This window comes from Microlunatus sp. YIM B11417, from assembly GCF_059617205.1.
Genome location: NZ_JCAMPJ010000008.1, coordinates 172,177 through 185,109, shown reverse-complemented (window position 1 = coordinate 185,109; position 12,933 = coordinate 172,177). Strand labels below are relative to the sequence as shown.

Here is a 12,933-nt window from a genome sequence, read left to right as displayed (position 1 = left end):
ACATGGAACGACGACGGTTTCTCATCACCGCACTGGCCGCGTCCCTGGTTCCGGGACTGGTCGGGGCGACCGAGCGGGCCTGGGCCGACGAGCCCGTCGATCCGGGCCTCGGCGGCGCCGACCTGCCCAAGGGCGCGGTCGCGTTCGCCACCGACCGGTGGACGGTCGCGACCCGCAGCAAGGCGGCGCCGGCGATCGACGGGCGGCTGGACGATCCGATCTGGTCCGACGCGGCCACAATCACGGGCTTCGTCACGCCGTACTACCTTGAGGCGATCGACGGCGAGGCGTCGGTCAAGATCGCCTACGACGACCGGGCGCTCTACCTCGCGGTGCGCTACACGGATCCCGGCGGGGCCGCGTCGCTGGCCGGGATCGAGATCCTGATCAACACGGGCTCGGCGGGTTTCCGGCTTCCGGTGACTGTGCACGAGCCCGATGTCGAGTACCGCAACGACTGGGGTCCAGGGCTGACCGACGTCAGCGGCGCGGACCTCGCGACCAGGTCGGTCGAGGGAGGGATCACCGCGGAGATTGCGGTGCCGTTCAGTGCGCTCGGCGGGGCCCGGGCCGACGCGGGTGCCGAGTGGCGGATCAACGTGATCTTGCAGCACGCCATGATGACCCGGCCGTTGAGTTCCTGGACGCCGCTCCGGACGGCCACCAATTCCTACCAGGGCGGGGGTTCCGCCGCGGTGCGGGCCGAGGTGGCTCAGCATGACCGACTCGGCAGCGTGTTCCTCGGCACGCCGCCCGCGGCCGACCGGCCGGCGCCGCCGGAGCCGTACCCGATCAAGAACGGCAGGCTGACGTACGCGAGCTTCACCGAGAAGGTGATCGCGTTCGACCAGGACGGCATCGGGCCGAAGGATCAGGTTCGGCTGGAATGGCGCTCGCCCGGCGCCGGTTGGGCGCCGGTCGCCGACCCGCGGCCCGAGCGGGGCAGTCGGCAGTTGACCATCCGGTTCGGCCACCCGGGACCGGTCCGCAAGGGCCAGTACCAGCTCAAGATCATCATCGAGCGAGGCGACCGACGGCAGCCGGACGGCCTGGCGGTGCTGACGTTCGATCGGTTGGCGCTGATCCGGGCCGGCGACTCGTCGATCACGCTGCCCGGCCGCAGCGGCAAGCCGACCACGGTCAAGCCGGCGCCCGCCTCGGCCGAGGTGGACCGGTTGATCAGCTGGATCTCGGACCGCAACGGGTTCATCTTCGTCGGGATCCCGGACCAGCCGCAGCTGCACCCGAACAACCTCTACACCTTCGATCCGGCCGATCCGGACGTGCTGCAGTCGAACTACACCGACGAGCGCTACCCGAACCATCCGGACTATCCGGAGGACAAGTCGATCACGGTCACCAACCGGCTCGGCCAGCAGCAGGAATACCGCTACTACGAGGATCCGGGCACCGGGCGGCGGTTCTTCCTCACCGCGCACCTGTGGTTCCGCCGCCGCGAGTACGTGCTCAACCGGCTGCAGGACCTGGCCAAGGCGGACCCGCTCGGCGCCGCCCGGGTGATGCACCGCTTCGCCGAGGTCTACCCGGGTTGGGTGCCGACGAACGAGTACCCGTGGTTCACCCGGCCGACCGAGCCGGCTTCGCTGCCGGTCAACTACTACTGGGGCGGCACCTGGAGCCGCTGGTCGGCCAGCGAGCTGAACACGTTCCGCAACCTGCCCTACGCGTACGCGATCGTCGCCGACACCAACGCCTTCGACGTGCTCAGCGACGAGGTCGGCGAGGACGTCGCGGCCAAGATCAAGAACGAGATGCTGCTGCCGTCGGTGGAGTTCTACCGCAGTTACGTGATCTTGTACCACAACATGGACTACACCAACGCGGTCGGCCTGATCGCGATGGGCAAGGCGTTCGCCGATCCGAGCTACATCCACGAGACCGTCGAGTGGGCCCGGGAGTACGGCCGGATCACCTACCTCTTCGACGGCTACTACAAGGAGAACACGCTCTCGTACCACAACCAGGCCACCAACGGCCTGGTCCAGGTGATCGACCAACTGGCCGGCTGGACCGACCCGGAAGGCTATGCGTCGCCGCGGTCCGGCGAGCGGTTCGCCGATCTCGATCTCGGGGCGGAGGTGCCGGTGCTGGCCAACGCCATCGAGGTGGCCAACCGACTCTGCTACCCGGACGGCAAGCACTTCCCGATGAACGACACCTGGGCGAACGCGACCAGCGGCCGGCCGCAGCACGACCTCGGCGCGTTCCTGATGCCGGCCGGCGGTGTGGCCCGGCTGGCCCGCGGCCGGACCGTCGACCCGTCCGACTACTTCGGCGTGATCTTCGGCTTCCCCCAGCTCGAGATCACTGCCCAGTCCGTACCGCACACGGAGTATCCCGACAGCGGCACGATCCAGCTGGAGGCGACGACGGTCGGCCAGTCGATCAGGCTCGCCTTCGAGGCGCCGGCCGCCGGCACTTTCGATCTTGATCTGCAGCCGTTCCGGGCCGGCAGCTACGGCCGCTATCGGGTGTCGATCGACGAGACCGTGGTGGGCGAGGTCGACTTCTACGGCTCCGGCGGAGTGGCGAAGTTCGCGACCGTCGGCTCAGTGCAGTTGGCCGCGGGCGCGCACGTGATCACGTTCCTCGGAGTCGGCAAGAACGACGCGTCGACCAACTTCAAGCTGGGCCTCGTCCAGTTCGCGCTGCTGGACGAAGCGGCCCAGGCGGAACGTGACGCGGCCGGCGAGCCGACCGGCAACCCGGCCCAGGCCTACCTGGTGTACTCGCCGAAGTACGGGCACCACCACTACGACCCGCTCAGCCTCGCCGTGTTCGCCGAGGGCCAGGAACTGCTGCCCGACATCGGTTACACGCATACGTTCTATCGGCAGTGGACGCTGTCGACGTTGGCCCACAACACCGTGGTCGTGAACAGCAAGAACATGATCACGTCCGGCCAGGCCCAGCACGGCGGCAACGTCGAGATCCTCGAGCACACCGACGAGGTGGTGCAGGTGATGCGGGCCGCCGAGCCGGATGCGTACCCGGAGACGTCGGAGTATGTCCGCGAGGTGTGGCAGATCGGCTTCGACGGCGCCGACAACAACGAAGGCTACCTACTCGATCTGTTCCGGGTCACCGGCGGCGAGCGGCACGAGTACGCGCTGCACGGCGACGCCAACCGGGACGCGACCTTCGTCGCCGACGCCGAGCTCGCCGACTACGGGCCGTACCTGCTGCCGGAGGGCGTACAGGTCAGGGAGCCGACGACGGAGAACGACCAGGGCGACGCGGAGGGCCACTACTACGGCTACATCTACGTCCGGAAGGTCAAGCGCGGCGAGGTGGCCGACGGCGCGTACGGGCTGCGGCTGAACACCGTCGACGCGGCGGGCAAGAACCTCGCCGGGGCAAGGATCCTGGGCCTGGCCGGCGACGGCACCGCCGAGTTGTTCCTCGGCGAATCGCCGTCGCTACGGGCCACCCGGACCGCCGGCACCAGCAAGGACACCAACAACGAGGCGGTCAAGTACTGGCTGCCGACCGCGGTGCTGCGCAAGGACGGCAGCGACCTGCGCAGCCAGTTCGTGACCATGATCGAACCGCACGGCCCGGGCAAGCAGACCCGGGTGGAACGGATCGAGCGGATCGTCCCGGACCAGGCCGCGGACGGTTCGATCGCGGTCAAGATCAGCTACGGCGACGTGACCGACCTGGTGCTCAGCTCGGCCGATCCGGAGTCGGCGATGACGGCCGGCGGCGCCACCCTGACCGGCAAGCTCGGCCTGGTCCGGATCGTCGGCGGCACCGTCACCAGGTTGATCGTGATCGGCGGCACCGGGCTCAGCCACGGAGCGGCCGAGGTGACCGCGGACGGGCCCGTCACGGGCAAGATCACCGGCGTGCTGCGGCGGCCCGACGGCGATGCCAAGAACGGGTTCGTGACCGACGTCGCCGTACCGGAGACCATGATCGGCAGGACCCTCGTGGTGACCCATCCGGACGGCAAGACGCACGGGTACCCGATCAAGGCGGTCGCCGGGCAGGAGCTGGAGATCGACGGCATCGACCCGGGCTTCCGGTTCAACGACGACGGCAGCACCGAACTGCAGTTCCTGCCGTTCACCCGCTGGACCGGCGACACCACGTTCCGGATCGAGAACCAGGCGTCCTACTCGGCGTAGTGACCGTGCCGCGACACGGACCCGGCCAGGTACGGCGCCGCCGACCTCCCGGTCACGCGCGGCCGGTTTCGGCGTCGGACGTGGAGTCCGTACCCAGCGAGTCGACCAGCCGGTCCGACTCGGTGTTCCGCCAGGGCCGGACCAGGCCGATTGCGATGAAGATCACCAGTGCGACCAGCACCGGGCCGCCGACGGTGATCGCCGTGGCCTGGTCCGGCGCGAGCGCGGCGATCTGCTTCGGCAGGACGAACTTGGTGATCACGAAGACGGCCAGGCCGGCGGCCCAGGAGATGATCGCCGCGGACGGGCCGCACCGTTTGAAGGCCGGCAGCAGGCCGAGCAGCATCGGGATCGCGATCGGCCCGACCAGGCCGCCGAACCAAGTGATCAACAACCCGAGCACACCGCCGAAGGAGCCCGAGGTCAGGGCGATCACCATGCTCAGGGCGATGAAGCTGAACACCGCGATCCGGCCGACGGTCAGTTCGGTCCGCGTGCTCAGGCCGCCCGGGCGCCGCCAGAGTGCGGGCAGGATGTCCCGGGTGACGACGGAGGAGATCGCGTTCGCATCGGATCCCGTCATCGCCATCGTGTGCGAGAACAGTCCGGCCAGCACCAGCCCGACCAGGCCGGCCGGCAGCAGCTGCAGGGCGAGCCGCGCGTAGGCCTGGGACGGGTCGGCCAGGTCCGGCACCAGCAGTGGCGCCGCCCACATCGGGAAGAACATGATCAGCGGCCAGACCAGGTAGAGCCCGGCCGAGAGCAGTGCGGCCCGGCGGGCGGTACTGCCGGTCGGTGACGCGATGAAGCGCTGGGCGAGGTTCCAGGTGCCGCCGTTGTACGACAGCGTGTTGATCAACAGATAGACCGCGACGAACAGCACCGTGTACTGCCCGTTGAACGCGTCGCCGTGGCCCTCCGGCAGCCGGTCCCACAACGTCCACAGCGTGGCCACGCCGTCCAGTGAGGTCAGCACGACGACGAACAGCACGATCCCGGCCACGAACTGGATCAGGAACTGGCCGGTATCGGTCAGCGCGTCGGCCCAGAGTCCGCCGACCGTCGAGTAGACCAGGGTCACCCCGCCGGTGAGCAGGATGCCCCAGACCAGCGGGACCCCGGCGAAGACGTTGAGCAGGATGCCCATCGCGGTCCACTTCGCTCCGACATCGAACACCTTCAGGGCTGTGCCGCTCCAGGCCAGCAGCTGCTGGGTCGGCAGGTTGTACCTGATCTTGAGGTACTCCAGTGGCGAGATGATGTTCAGTCGCTGCCGGAGCCGGGGCCAGCGCGGTGCGAAGAGGAACGCGCCGACGACCATGGCGACCGTGATCCCGAGCGCCCACCACACGTAGAGCACGAAGCCTTCGGTGTACGCGATCGCGGCGTAGCCGACGAACACCGCCGCGCTGTAGCCCGACATGTGGTGGGAGATGCCGGACAGCCACCAGGGCATCCGGCCGCCCGCGGTGAAGTAGTCGGCCGAGTCCTTCACCCGCGCCTTCGCCCAGAGGCCGATCCCGATCATGACCAGGAAGTAGCCGCCGACGATCACCCAGTCCAGTGCCTGCATCGGGAAACGGTGGCATGCAATCGGTTGCAGGTCAAGGGGTGGCGACGCATCCTGAGCTTGTCGAAGGGGTCAGCCGGCCACGGTGCTCCCTGAGTGTGTCGAAGGGCAAGGCTGCATCTGGCTCGGCCCTTCGACAGGCTCAGGGTGCGGTTGTGGGGGTGGTTCGGCCCTTCGACAGGCTCAGGGCGCGGTTGCGGGGGGTGGTCCGGCCCTTCGACAGGTTCAGGGCGCGGTCGGGGTCGCCAGTGCTTGTCGGACCAGGTCGGCCGAGGCGCCGGCGAAGTAGTCGCGGTGTTCGATGATCAACTCGTCCCGGACCCGGACCACGTGGATCTGCCGGATCCGCTGCCGTACCCCTGACGCAGGGTCGACCACCACGGCATTGAGTTCGGCGATGATCAACTCCGGGTCGGTGGTCTCGTGCACGGTCAGGTCGGACTCGGCCGGCACGGGTGCGGTCTCGCCACGGGCTCGGTCCAGTGCGACGGACATGGCCCGGATCGCGTCCCGGCCCTCGAACCGGTCCGGCACGCCGGGCGGGGCGAACGGGAAATGGACGACCGCATCCGGCGCGTAGTAGGTCGCCTGGGCGTCCCGATCGCCGGCGATGGCCAGTTCGAGCTGGCGCAGGTAGATCTCCTTGGGGGTCATGTGCGAGTCCTCATCTCTTCCTCCGAGTGAAGCGGAGCAGCCAGTCCGCTTGCATCCAGAATACGGAGTGCTGGCTCCGGTTCGCAAGAAGTCGGGTGCCGCGGTCGGCGAGTCGCTAGATTCAAGGCACTGTGCCGAGCAACGAACCGACCCCTCCGGTCTCCAGGCAACGCGCGGACGCCGTCCGCAACCGCGCGCGGGTGCTGGCCGCCGCCGAGGAGGTCTTCGACCGGTCCGGCCCGAGCGCGTCGACGGCGGAGATCGCCCGGGTCGCCGGGGTCGGCGTCGGCACCGTGTTCCGGCACTTCCCGACCAAGCGCGACCTGCTCTCGGCGATCGTCAAGGATCGTTGGGTACGGGTCGCCGAGTTGGCCGAGCAGCTGAACCAAGCCGAGGACCCGGACGCCTTCTTCACCTTCTTCGGCGACCTGGTCGCCATCGCCGCCGGGCGGAAGTCGGTCGTCGACGCGCTGGCGCTGGAGGGGGTGGACCTGAGCGTCGACAAGCCGATCGGTTCGCTGCAGGCGATGATCGCCCCGCTGCTGGAGCGGGCCAAGGAGGCCGGCCAGGTGCGCCGCGACATCGAGGTGCCCGAGGTGATGGCGCTGCTGATCGGCACCTGTCAGGCGGCGCTGTCGGCCGGCTGGAACGCCGAGCTGCGGGACCGTACCACCAAGATCATCTTCGCCGGGATGCGTCCGGGCTGAGTTCAGGTCCCGTTCAGGCCGGGTTCAGTCCGTCGTCGGGTGCCGCTCGCCCGGAGGGCAGGTCGAAGGCCCATCGTCGAACCATGGTGGCCAAACTGTCCCGGGAAGTCGCCGCGGTGCTGGCGGCCGAGATCCGCGAACTGCCGGCCGGGCATCGGCTGGACGGGGAGCACGCGATCATGAAGCGGTTCGGAGTCAGCCGCAGCACGGTCCGCGCCGCGCTGAAGGAACTCCATGATCAATATCTGGTGCGCCGGGTGCAGGGGTCGGGGACGTTCGTCAACCGGCGGATCGACTACGTCATCTCACGCAGCCGCCGGCCGTCGCTGCACGAGACGATCGCCGGCGCCGGTGCGAAGGCGTACACCCATCTGGTCGGTGCAGAACTCCGTGCCGTGCCGGAGCAGGTCGCCGAACGGCTCGGCCTGGCTCCGGGAACCGAGGCGCAACGGCTGATCCGGATGAGCTACATCGACGACGAGGTGTCCGGCTATTCGGAGGAATGGATCAGCCTCGACGTCTGCGATCACATCGAGGTCGGGCTGCGAGTGATCGAATCGCTGGACCAGGTGCTCCGCGGCCGCGGCTACGACCCCGTCCGGGCCTGGTGCCGGATCGGCCTGGACACCCCGCCGACCGCGGTCGGCGAGCGGCTCGGGCTGGACGGGCCGCGACCGACCTGGATCGTGGAGAGCCTGACCCGGAACCGGGGCGACGCGCGGCAGCTGATGTGCAGCACCGCCTGGACCCGGCCGGACCTCGTCCGGATGGTCCTCGAGTTGGAGGAATGAGTCCATCACGAACTTGTCCGCCAGACCCGCGGCGATTGTCAGCGAGGATTTCCGATTGTTCACCTCGGCCTGACGTGGGCGTCAGGCCCGGCGCGGACAGTGATCGACGACGGCAGTTGACGATCCGATTCGCGAGGAGTCCACATGAAGGTCGGCCCGCTCAGCAGGGGGAAGGTCGCGGTCGCGACCAGGAAGGGCCGGGCCGTGCTGGCCGCGGCGCTGCTCGTCGGCGCGGGCGTTCTGGCCGGCTGCGGCGAGAGCGCCGTGGCGGGACCGGAGCAAGGCGCCGACCCGGACGTGTTGATGCTCGGTCACATCCCGAGCGAGAACTCCAACAACATCGACGAGGAGTACGGGCTCGTGATGAAGGTGATCGAGAAGGAGACCGGCAAGAAGGTCGAGTTCCAGCCGGCGACCAGCTATGCCGCGGTGATCGAGGCGCAGCGGGCGGGCAAGGTGCAACTGGCGTCCTACGGCCCGTTCTCGTACGTGGTCGCGAAGGACAGCGGCGTCGGGATCACCGCCCTCGGGTTCCTCGCCGACAGCAAGGACTCGACCGGCGGCTACCACTCGGTCGCCTGGGTGCCGAAGGGCTCGCCGATCAAGGATCTGGCCGGCTTCAAGGGCAGACGAGTCTGCTTCGTCGATCCGACCTCGACGTCGGGCTATCTCTATCCCTCGGCCGGTCTGCTCGAGGCCGGGCTGGATCCGAAGAAGGACGTGACCCCCGTGTTCGCGGGCGGCCACGACTCGTCGGTGATCGCGATCGCCAACCGGCAGTGTGAGGCCGGGTTCTCCCAGGACTCGATGCCGGAGGAACTCACCAAGAGCGGCCAGATCGCCGACGGAGCGGTGACCGAGGTCTGGGAGTCGGCCCTGATCCCGTCCTCGCCGATCGTGATGAGCGACTCGCTGTCGGCTCCGCTGAAGGAGAAGCTCACCGACATCTTCACGAACAAGCTCAACGTCGACTGGCTGTCCGCCAACGGCTACTGCGCCGGCGCCGACGACTGCCCGCTGCCGGGCGAGGAGAGCTCCAGCGCCTGGGGCTTCAAGCCGGTCGAGGACTCCACGTACGACGGCATCCGTGAGGTCTGCACGATCACCAAGTCCGACTCCTGCCAGGTGAGTTGATCATGACCGGCCATACGACGGTGATCGAGTTCGACGGCGTCGGCAAGCGGTTCGGCGACACCGTCGCGCTGGACGACGTGACGTTCGCGGTCGAGGCCGGCACCGTGGTGGTGCTGCTCGGCCTGTCCGGCTCCGGCAAGTCCACGCTGCTCCGGCAGGTGAACGGGCTGCAGCAGCCGACCACCGGGACGGTACGGGTGCTCGGCGCGGAGGTGTCGGACACCCGCGGCCGGTCGCTGCGCGCACTGCGGCGGCAGATCGGCTTCGTGTTCCAGAACTTCCATCTGGTCGGGCCGTGCACGGTGCTGGAGAACGTGTGTACGGGACTGCTCGGCTCGCTGTTCGGGCCCCGGCTCGGGCTCGCCATGTATCCGCGCTCGGTCCGCCGGCAGGCGCTGGAACAACTGGACCGGGTCGGGCTGGCCGACCGGGCGTTCCAGCGGGCCGACACCCTGTCCGGCGGGCAGCAGCAGCGGGTCGCGATCGCGCGAGCCCTGGTGCAGCGGCCGAAGATTCTGCTGGCCGACGAGCCGGTCGCCTCGCTCGATCCGGAGTCCAGCGCACAGGTGATGGAGCTGATCCGCGCGATCGGTGCCGAGGACGACCTGACCGTGCTGTGCAGCCTGCACCAGGTCGAGCTGGCCCTCGACTTCGCCGACCGGATCGTCGGCCTGCGGTCCGGAGCGGTCGTGCTGGACCGCGCCGCGGCCGGGCTCTCCCGGGAGCAGGCGATGGAGATCTACGGCTCCGTCGTCGTCCAGCCGGAGAGAGCGACGGTGCCGGCCCGGCCGGTCCGGGTGGGACAGCCCGCACTGGCCGGGTAGCGGTCGATGACCGTCCTGGACACCCGGTCCGGCGTCGGTCCGGGCACCGGCGGCCGCGAACCGGTCCGGTTCCCGCCGCGGCCGCGGACGCCGCTCGGCCACGTGATCATGAACGTCGTGCTGCTCGGCCTGCTCGGTGCCGCGATCTGGTCGATCGTCGACCTCAAGATCAACCTGGCCACCATGATCGACGGGATCGACTACGCGATCGCGTTCCTGCGCCGAGTGGTGCCGCTGGACTTCCCGCCGCCGGGCGAGATCCTCACCATGGTGGGGCAGACCCTGGCCATCGTGGTCTGCGCCACCGTGCTGTCGGTGCTGCTCAGCGTGCCGGTCGCGCTGCTCGCCGCCCGGAACACCACGATCAACTCGGCCACCCGCGGCGGCGCCCGGGTGATCATCGTGGTGGCCCGGGCGCTGCCCGAGTTGATCTTGGCGATGTTCTTCCTGCGGATCTTCGGACTCGGCGCGCTGGCCGGCATCCTGGCGCTCGGGCTGCACTCGGTCGGCATGGTCGCCAAGCTGTACGCGGACGCGATCGAGGAACTCGACCCGGGCCCGCGGGAGGCAGTCCGGGCCACCGGCGCCTCCGGTCTGCAGCAACTCACCGGGGCGATCCTGCCGCGGCTCGGCCCGGCCCTGGTCGCGACCGCGCTGCACCGGTTCGACATCAATCTCCGCGGCTCCGTGATCCTCGGCTTCGTCGGGGTCGGCGGGATCGGGCTCGAGCTCGCCGGGGCACTCAACACGATGAACTACCGGCGCGGACTGGCGCTGGCGATGATCCTGCTGGTGATCTGCCTGGTCACCGAGCTGTTGTCCGGGCTGATCCGGATGGCACTGCTCGGCCGGACCACGACCCGGCGCTCACCGCTGGCCTGGGCGCGGCGGCTCCGGGACCGGGCCGACCGGGCAGCGGGCGGCTGGGTGAGCGGTTCGGCGCAGGCGGTTGCACCGGTTCCGGGTGGCGGGGCGGCGGGCCGGGTCAGTCCGCCGTGGAACGCGGAGCGGATCGGCCGCACGCTGTCGTACCTGCTGACGGCCGTCGTCATCGGCGCATCGCTGGCCGGTGCCCAGATCACCCCGGAACAGATCGCCGGCGGCCTGCAGCAGGCGCTGCAGATCAGCTCGCTCTACCTGCCGCCGGGACTCGGCGGGATCGGCGACAAGCTGGTCGCCGCCATGCTGGAGACCGTGCAGATGGGCCTGGCCGGGACCTTGATCGGGCTGGTCACCGCGATCCCGATCGGCGTCCTGGCGGCCCGGAACGTCGCGCCTCGGCCCGGCGTGGCGACCTGCTGCCGGGTGATCATCGTCGGCGTCCGCGCGTTCCCCGACCTGATCATCGCGATCTGCATCGTCGTGATCACCGGTCTCGGTCCGGTCGCCGGTGCACTGGCCCTCTCCTTCGGTGCGGTCGGCTTCCTGAGCAAGATCATCGCCGACTCGATCGAGGAGACCGATGTCGCGGTGCAGGAGGCGGTCCGGTCCACCGGCGGCGGCGGGCTGCAGGTCTTCGGTGCCGCCACGCTGCGCCAGGCGGCGCCGTCCGTGGTCGCCCACGTGATGCACCAGCTCGACGTGAACGTACGGGGCGCGACCAACCTCGGCGTCGTCGGCGCGGGCGGCATCGGCTACTACATGACCAACGCCAACCGGGTGCTCAACTATCAGGTCGTGACCAGCTGCATGATCATGATCCTGGTGGTGATCCTGACCATCGAGGCGCTGGCGATCTGGGTCCGCCGCCGGGTCAGCTGAGCCGGAGCGCGTGGGGCGTACGCGGTAGCCGCTCCATGACCCGCCGGGCAACCCGGACCGCGACGTCGTCCCGATACGGAGCGGCGATCACCTGCGCGCCGACCGGCAGGCCGTCGAGCAGCCCGATGGGGACCGTGATCGCCGGATGCCCGGACACGTTGAACGCCCAGCAGAGGTCGCAGGCGACATGATCCTGGTAGTCCCGGTACGGGAAGGCGGTCTGCGGGGTGGCCGGCGTGATCAAGGCATCCGCCTCGGCGAAGAAGCCGGCCAGTGCGCTGTCCAGGACCTTGCGGTACGCGAGCGCCGACCGCAGGTCCTCATGATCGACGTCGGCGCCCCGGTCCAGGGCGTAGAGGGTGTGCCAGGCGTCGCGCGGGTCCTCCAGGTGCACCGGTCGGTCGACCAAGGCCACCTCACCTGCGTCGGCCAGGGCCGCGACGCGATCTCGTACCGACGCGGCGAGGACGGGACCCGGGGCGGCGAACCCGAGATCGGCGGAGAACGCCACGCGCGGCGGACCTTCGGCCGTCGGGTCGGCCGGCTGCCAGGGCGGCAGCGCGGTCGGGTCCAATGGATGGCTGCCGCTCGCTGTCCGGACAGCGGCGACGACGTCGTCGAGCGTGGCGCCGATGACGCCGGCGCAGGTCAGCTGGGCCAGGCCCCGGCCGCCGGTCCGCGGGATCCGGCCCGCCGTCGGCTTGAACCCGACGACGCCGCAGAACGCGGCCGGGATCCGCAGCGAGCCGGCGCTGTCGCCGCCGGTCGCGAACGGGACCACCCCGGCCGCGACCGCCACTGCCGCACCGGCCGAGGAGCCGCCCGACGTGCGATCCAGCGACCAGGGATTGCGCGTGTGATCACGACCGTTCCAGCCCCAGGTCTGTGAACTGACCCGGGGATCGGGGCGGGTCGTGGTGCCGATCGGTACGGCCCCGGCCTCGATGAGGCGCTGCACGATCGGCGTCTCCGGCCCGGTGCCGTCCTTGATCATGAACGGCACCCCGGCCAGGGTCCCGCGCTCGGCGGCCGGTTGAGCGGCGACCTTGCGGATCAGGGCACGAGCCGTCTCCGGCCAAGGCTCGACGACGAAATGAAGATCGGCATCGAGCCGGGCCATGGCCGACAACGCGGCCTCGACCCGCTCCTCGATGTCCACCGTCACGAGACTAACCGTGGCGTACCCTCCGACCCCTGGCACCACACTCGACCCGGCTCGCCCCGGTCATCGCTCCAGGAGAGTGCGGCGTTGTCGACCTTCTCACGGCCCATCCGAGCCACGGCGTCGGTTCGTCGACACTGCGGCACGCCCATCCCAGGGTCAACGTGGAACTTCGAGGG

At 69.7% G+C, this 12,933-nt stretch carries 9 protein-coding genes; 6 read left to right on the top strand and 3 right to left on the bottom strand.

Annotation, left to right across the window (positions count from 1 at the left end; all coding sequences use genetic code 11):
• The first annotated feature begins 2 nt into the window (after positions 1 to 2).
• Positions 3 to 4,151, top strand: a complete 4,149-nt coding sequence (locus AC6CCG_RS28350) for a heparinase II/III domain-containing protein (protein ID WP_496658119.1) — start codon at positions 3 to 5, stop codon at positions 4,149 to 4,151.
• A gap of 52 nt (positions 4,152 to 4,203) precedes the next feature.
• Here the strand turns inward: AC6CCG_RS28350 and AC6CCG_RS28345 are convergent, their stop codons facing one another.
• Positions 4,204 to 5,724: a sodium:solute symporter family protein gene (locus AC6CCG_RS28345; protein WP_496658118.1), complete on the bottom strand. Its 1,521-nt coding sequence runs from the start codon at positions 5,722 to 5,724 to the stop codon at positions 4,204 to 4,206.
• A gap of 222 nt (positions 5,725 to 5,946) precedes the next feature.
• Positions 5,947 to 6,375 (bottom strand): nuclear transport factor 2 family protein, encoded by a 429-nt coding sequence (locus AC6CCG_RS28340; protein WP_496658117.1) that lies wholly within the window; start codon positions 6,373 to 6,375, stop codon positions 5,947 to 5,949.
• A gap of 131 nt (positions 6,376 to 6,506) precedes the next feature.
• On the opposite strand from AC6CCG_RS28340, the gene AC6CCG_RS28335 reads away from it, so the two are divergent.
• From AC6CCG_RS28335 to phnE, 5 genes are all read left to right on the top strand, one after another.
• Positions 6,507 to 7,082 carry a TetR/AcrR family transcriptional regulator gene (locus AC6CCG_RS28335; RefSeq protein ID WP_496658116.1) on the top strand — a complete coding sequence of 192 codons (576 nt, stop codon included), beginning with the start codon at positions 6,507 to 6,509 and terminating at the stop codon, positions 7,080 to 7,082.
• Positions 7,083 to 7,165: 83 nt separating this feature from the next.
• Entirely contained in the window at positions 7,166 to 7,873 is a 708-nt protein-coding gene (locus AC6CCG_RS28330) for a GntR family transcriptional regulator (RefSeq protein WP_496658115.1), read from the top strand.
• Positions 7,874 to 8,017: 144 nt separating this feature from the next.
• Positions 8,018 to 9,007, top strand: a complete 990-nt coding sequence (locus AC6CCG_RS28325) for a phosphate/phosphite/phosphonate ABC transporter substrate-binding protein (RefSeq protein ID WP_496658114.1) — start codon at positions 8,018 to 8,020, stop codon at positions 9,005 to 9,007.
• A 2-nt stretch (positions 9,008 to 9,009) separates the two neighbouring features.
• Complete coding sequence (phnC, locus tag AC6CCG_RS28320; RefSeq protein WP_496658113.1) at positions 9,010 to 9,831, top strand: phosphonate ABC transporter ATP-binding protein; 822 nt, start codon at positions 9,010 to 9,012, stop codon at positions 9,829 to 9,831.
• A gap of 6 nt (positions 9,832 to 9,837) precedes the next feature.
• Positions 9,838 to 11,592, top strand: a complete 1,755-nt coding sequence (gene phnE / locus AC6CCG_RS28315; RefSeq protein WP_496658112.1) for a phosphonate ABC transporter, permease protein PhnE — start codon at positions 9,838 to 9,840, stop codon at positions 11,590 to 11,592.
• Here the strand turns inward: phnE and AC6CCG_RS28310 are convergent.
• On the bottom strand, positions 11,585 to 12,757 hold the full coding sequence (locus AC6CCG_RS28310; protein WP_496658111.1) for an amidase: 1,173 nt from the start codon (positions 12,755 to 12,757) through the stop codon (positions 11,585 to 11,587). The genes phnE and AC6CCG_RS28310 overlap by 8 nt on opposite strands.
• Positions 12,758 to 12,933 lie beyond the last annotated feature (176 nt).

Excerpts from the sequence above, each read along its gene's own strand:
- phnE (WP_496658112.1), top strand. The coding sequence starts at position 9,838 with ATGACCGTCCTGGACACCCGGTCCGGCGTCGGTCCGGGCACCGGCGGC.
- AC6CCG_RS28350 (WP_496658119.1), top strand. The coding sequence starts at position 3 with ATGGAACGACGACGGTTTCTCATCACCGCACTGGCCGCGTCCCTGGTT.
- AC6CCG_RS28345 (WP_496658118.1), bottom strand. The coding sequence starts at position 5,724 with ATGCAGGCACTGGACTGGGTGATCGTCGGCGGCTACTTCCTGGTCATG.
- AC6CCG_RS28340 (WP_496658117.1), bottom strand. The coding sequence starts at position 6,375 with ATGACCCCCAAGGAGATCTACCTGCGCCAGCTCGAACTGGCCATCGCC.
- phnC (WP_496658113.1), top strand. The coding sequence starts at position 9,010 with ATGACCGGCCATACGACGGTGATCGAGTTCGACGGCGTCGGCAAGCGG.
- AC6CCG_RS28330 (WP_496658115.1), top strand. The coding sequence starts at position 7,166 with ATGGTGGCCAAACTGTCCCGGGAAGTCGCCGCGGTGCTGGCGGCCGAG.
- AC6CCG_RS28325 (WP_496658114.1), top strand. The coding sequence starts at position 8,018 with ATGAAGGTCGGCCCGCTCAGCAGGGGGAAGGTCGCGGTCGCGACCAGG.